Source organism: Acidiphilium sp. MT5 (genome assembly GCF_054767495.1).
This window is the reverse complement of record NZ_BAABMR010000032.1, coordinates 1-4,500: the sequence shown is the minus strand read 5'-3', so window position 1 is coordinate 4,500 and position 4,500 is coordinate 1. Positions and strand designations below refer to the sequence as shown.

General features: G+C 58.4%; 6 protein-coding genes. 1 reads left to right on the top strand and 5 read right to left on the bottom strand.

Going from position 1 to position 4,500, the window contains the following annotated elements; translation table 11 throughout:
• Positions 1–848 (bottom strand): MFS transporter (locus ACYUCQ_RS16125; RefSeq protein WP_460255577.1); only part of this gene is annotated, 848 nt, incomplete at its 3' end.
• An 83-nt stretch (positions 849–931) separates the two neighbouring features.
• Between ACYUCQ_RS16125 and ACYUCQ_RS16120 the strand changes: the two genes are divergently transcribed.
• Entirely contained in the window at positions 932–1,594 is a 663-nt protein-coding gene (locus ACYUCQ_RS16120; RefSeq protein ID WP_460255576.1) for an ArsR/SmtB family transcription factor, read from the top strand.
• A gap of 166 nt (positions 1,595–1,760) precedes the next feature.
• Here the strand turns inward: ACYUCQ_RS16120 and ACYUCQ_RS16115 are convergent, their stop codons facing one another.
• From ACYUCQ_RS16115 to ACYUCQ_RS16100, 4 genes are all read right to left on the bottom strand, one after another.
• Positions 1,761–2,228: a hypothetical protein gene (locus tag ACYUCQ_RS16115; RefSeq protein WP_460255575.1), complete on the bottom strand. Its 468-nt coding sequence runs from the start codon at positions 2,226–2,228 to the stop codon at positions 1,761–1,763.
• Positions 2,229–2,394: 166 nt separating this feature from the next.
• Entirely contained in the window at positions 2,395–2,820 is a 426-nt protein-coding gene (locus ACYUCQ_RS16110) for a DUF1330 domain-containing protein (protein ID WP_460255574.1), read from the bottom strand.
• Between the two features lie 265 nt (positions 2,821–3,085).
• Entirely contained in the window at positions 3,086–3,895 is an 810-nt protein-coding gene (istB, locus tag ACYUCQ_RS16105) for an IS21-like element helper ATPase IstB (protein WP_460255573.1), read from the bottom strand.
• Positions 3,892–4,425 carry a hypothetical protein gene (locus ACYUCQ_RS16100; protein WP_460255572.1) on the bottom strand — a complete coding sequence of 178 codons (534 nt, stop codon included), beginning with the start codon at positions 4,423–4,425 and terminating at the stop codon, positions 3,892–3,894. The genes istB and ACYUCQ_RS16100 overlap by 4 nt, the downstream gene beginning before the upstream one ends.
• Between the last annotated feature and the right edge of the window lie 75 nt (positions 4,426–4,500).

The window sequence follows — 4,500 nt, the reverse complement described above, 5'->3', positions numbered from 1 at the left end:
AGTCCGGTGATCAGCCCAATCATGCTAAGCTTAAGCCCTGCCCTTTGGAATAATATCGGGAACAGAACCCAGACCAGCGTATCGGCGATCTTGTTGACCACGCCGCCCTGGCACAGCGCGCGTGTTGCCTGGTCCTGGAACGAGACCCGCATAAAGACCGCACCCCAGCCTGGAGCGGGCAAGGGTTCTGCCGGTTGCGCGCTCTGCGCATGCTCCGCCCGAACCCAGGGCAACGTGTCGCGAAGCATGGTAGATAAGGCCAATGCCGCCACAATGGTCGCCAAACCAAAGCAGAGCAGGGCAATTCGTGGCCCGTAAGCCAGGGAGAGATCAGCGGCAACAAACCCTGCCAACCCGACAGCGATATAGCCAACGGCCTCATTAATCCCCACCGCGAGACCGCGCTGATGGCTCGCCGCCAAATCGATCTGACTGGTCACGGTCATGGTCCAGGTAAAACCCTGGTTGATACCCAGAAAAATATTGGCCGCGATAATCCACCACCAGTTCGGCGCGGCGTAAATCAGCAGCGGGATCGGCACACCGGCAAGCCAGCCCGCAATGAGAATGGGTTTGCGACCGTAATGGTCAGACAAGGTTCCCGCGACAAGATTGAGCACCCCCTTCACCAAACCGAACGAGAGCACGAAGCTGGCAAGGAACAAGAACGCACCGGGCTTTACGCCGAAATCCGCACTCAGCGTTGGCAAGACAGCGCGCTCCATGCCGATAATCAGACCAACGAAGAACACCTGGCACGCCTGCAACCCGAACTGACCTTTGTTCAGCCGGATGCCGCGCCGTAATTCTGATAGGCTGGCGGTGATGGGCGTTCTCCCTCTACTCACGATGTTCAACGTGGGTGATCTTGACATGGCGTTGATCGTGTTCAATCACTCTATTCGTTGAATGATTGAGTGAACTCACCGTGATGTCAAGCCCCAGTCCGAAACACCGCATTTTTGCGGGCCTTGCCGACATCGCCCAGGCGATTGGCCATGCAAGTCGGCTGGATATTCTCGAGCATCTGGCGCAGGGGGAACTCAGCGTTGAGGACTTGGCGATGCGAACCGGCCTGTCGATTGCGAACACCTCGCGACATTTGCAAATCCTGCGCAAGGCGCGTCTTGCGGAGCCGCGCCGCGCGGGAAAGCGCATGATCTATCATCTGGTCGGTGAGACGGATGTGATCGTTCTACTGAGCGCGTTGGGCCGGATTGGTGAGCGCAATAGCGCGGAAATCCAGCTTGTCATGGCCAACTATTTCGGCAAACGGGATATGCTGGAGCCACTAACGCGCGCCGAGTTACTGGCACGGATCAAAGCGGATGACGTATTGCTCCTCGATGTCCGCCCCGACGACGAATATGCAAAGGGGCATATCCCCACCGCCATCAATATCCCACTTAGCGAGCTCGAAGCTCAGATGGTGAGCTTACCGCGCGATCGGTTAATCGTGGCCTATTGCCGCGGGCCATATTGCGTGTTCGCGGTTGAAGCCGTCGCGCTCCTGCGGGCGCAGGGTTTCGAGGTTCGCCGCCTGGAAGATGGACTACCCGAATGGCGGACGGCAGGGTTAATGATTGAACCGTGACGCCGGTTCCGTGGTTGGGTCTGGGATGCCAATTCCAACTAATGACCACTCAGGCAAATGCCAAGGTAGACACGAGCAACATTCTTGTCGCGTGCCCGACGCGCAGGATCAAGGCTGGCGAGCCATTGATTGCCCTGCTCCGGCACGACGGGCAACGCGCCATTCATCAATGATGCATGGTCGCAGCGGGCACGATTGTGCGGAAGATTGCCTGTTGGTTTGAATTCAGCGCTGCATAAGCCTTCAAATGATAGGGGACCATCGCCATTCCAACATTAGTTTGGGCCTTGCCGACGGCATCAATATCAGCAGTGATTTGCTGCAAGCTGGGATTTTGTTGCGCGGCGTCCTTCTCATATTGGGCGTATTTGGCCTGCAGGAGGGCGACAGCTGATCTGGTGGCGTCGACCATGCCCATAGCCAATATCTTTTCCTGTTTGATCTGCGCGGGCGTCAGATTAAGCACTTTAGCGCGGCGCAGCACCCAGCCCGGACCGGGATGGTGGGCGCGGAACAGCATTGGAAAGCCGAGCGAATGTGACCGGAAATAGAGCTTCCAAGACGCCACCTTCGCGGGAGCAGGGTGGGCTGTCGTTGCGGCAAACGCCGAGGGACCGATGGCGACGAATGCCAACGCTGCGGGGAAGATCAGAGTGTGAAGTTTCAAGTCGTATTCTCCTTGAGATCGAGGCCGAGATGGTTCTCGCCCTTTCACCGTTCGCATCAAGCGACTCTCAGGTTACGGTCATTGAATATAAAATATTCGTGAGCTTGCGCAGGTCAATCGGCGCCGGGAGACCTCATCCCGCTTCGCCGAAGTTCCCGCCGGCAAAGCGCGGCTCGAGGCGGATCAATCGTGATGTTTCGACGGCGGCCTGTCGATGTTTTACGGCGTCGCGATAGGCGGGGTCACGCACCATGGCGACAAAAGCGGCAATCGAGGGATATTCAGCGATGAACACTGCATCCCAGCGCTCCGTGGTCGGCCCAATCAGCGTGTGCTCGAACCGACCGAGCCAAACCTGCCGACCACCAACCCGACTGAATATCGGACCACTCTCGCGGGCGTAGGCCCGATATGCCTCAGCGCCGGATATATGCCGCCCATCCGGATACACCGCCCGGTCCCGAAAGCGAACGAGGTTGAGCATGTGGATCGTGCCATTGCGTGGCAATGCCTGAAAATCAGCAAATTGCTCGCGGGTTGGATCGATGAATTGGTCCATGGCGTCTTGCTCCTGCGCAGTTTTGACCGTGCGGCAAATGTGTTTTGCACTGAATGTGGCGGCTAGTCGATCCAGCGTGTCCATTTGGTGATGGTCCACCCAAAGCGCGAGAAAAGTTGGTTTTGCCACTGCGTGTGGCGCGACAAACAGGGTGAGAAAAACCGTCAATCAGCGTGATAAAAAACTGACCGCGATGTGGGGCAGGATATCGTGTTTTGTTTTGGTTGCAAGGGCGATTATCAACTTGATTGACGCGGGGCGGCAATCAGGAAGATGCTTTGGGGGATTGGCGGGTGGTGGGTCCGCCTGTGGCTTTTTTTCGTTCGATGGCGGTGCGGCGCCGGTAGCTTTCGACGTTCATTTCGAGGATGGTGGCGTGGTGAACGAGGCGGTCGACGGCGGCTAAAGTCATAGCCTGATCTGGGAAAATCTTGTTCCACTCACCGAATGCCTGATTGGCGGTGATCAGGATTGAGCGATGTTCGTATCGTCGGCTGATCAGTTCGAATAACACCGAGGTCTCGGCTTGGTCCTTGGTGACGTAGGAGATGTCATCAAGGATGATCAGGTGGTAGCGATCGAGTTTGGTAATGGCGGCTTCGAGGGTAAGTTGCTGCCGCGCGATTTGCAGACGTTGGACGAGATCTGTGGTGCGGGTGAATAGGACACGGTATCCGGCCTCGATCAGCGCGCGCCCTATGGCCGCCGCGAGATGACTCTTGCCCACGCCGGGCGGGCCGAACACGAGGCAGTTGGCGCCGGTTTCGATCCAGGCGTTACCTGTTGCGAGAGCGGTGATATGGGCTTTGCTGATGACGGGCACGGCATTGAAGTCGAAATTATCGAGAGATTTGCCAATGGGCAGGTGGGCATCAAGCAAATGACGTTCGATACGACGCCGTTCGCGATCGGCGACTTCGTGCTCGGCCAGAGCGGTGAGGAAGCGAGCTGCTGGCCAGCCGTTTTTATCTGATTGCACGGCGATATCGGGCCAGAGGTATTTGATGGTGGGCAGGCGAAGTTCGCCGAGCAGAAAGGCGAGCCGTGCGGCGTCAGCCGTGGGATTGGGGTTCATGCGAGATCTCCGTGGTTAATGGTGCCTAATTGGTCGTACAGCCCGAGCGACACAGGCTCGATCATGACTGTCGGCCCACTGGCGCAGACGGGCCGGAAGCGTTCGCGCAGGAGATCGAGGCTGGGGAGACGGCCGGTGTCGAGTTCGGTCTCGAGCACGCGGGCGAGTTCGGCTTCGCAGGCGCAATCATGCGCGAGGGCGAGCAGTTCGACGGCGATCTTGCAGGCGGCCTTGTCGGATCGGCGTTCGGCCAGCGCGTGGTAGGCGCGGGCATAGGCCGGGTGCGGGAACAACTGGTCGCGATAGATCAGATTGCGCAGGGCACCCGGCTTGCGGCGCAGTGCCTGGATCACATGACGATAATCGATGACATGATGATGCTTGCCGCTGGTTTGGTCAGCGCGACCGCGGACCAGGGTGAGCACGCGACTGCCGCCGAGAAGGCATTCGAGCCGGTCATCATAGAGACGCACGCGCAACCGCTGCCCGATCATCCGGGAGGGCACGGTGTAGAAGACCTTGCGGAGCACAAAACCGCTGGATGAGCTGCTGCCGGTTTCGTGGACACCGAGATAAGGTGTTTAACGCGACAGGAGAGCAAAATG

Bases quoted from the DNA above. Each gene is read 5' to 3' on its own strand.
- ACYUCQ_RS16120 (WP_460255576.1), top strand. From the start codon at position 932: ATGTCAAGCCCCAGTCCGAAACACCGCATTTTTGCGGGCCTTGCCGAC.
- ACYUCQ_RS16110 (WP_460255574.1), bottom strand. From the start codon at position 2,820: ATGGACCAATTCATCGATCCAACCCGCGAGCAATTTGCTGATTTTCAG.
- istB (WP_460255573.1), bottom strand. From the start codon at position 3,895: ATGAACCCCAATCCCACGGCTGACGCCGCACGGCTCGCCTTTCTGCTC.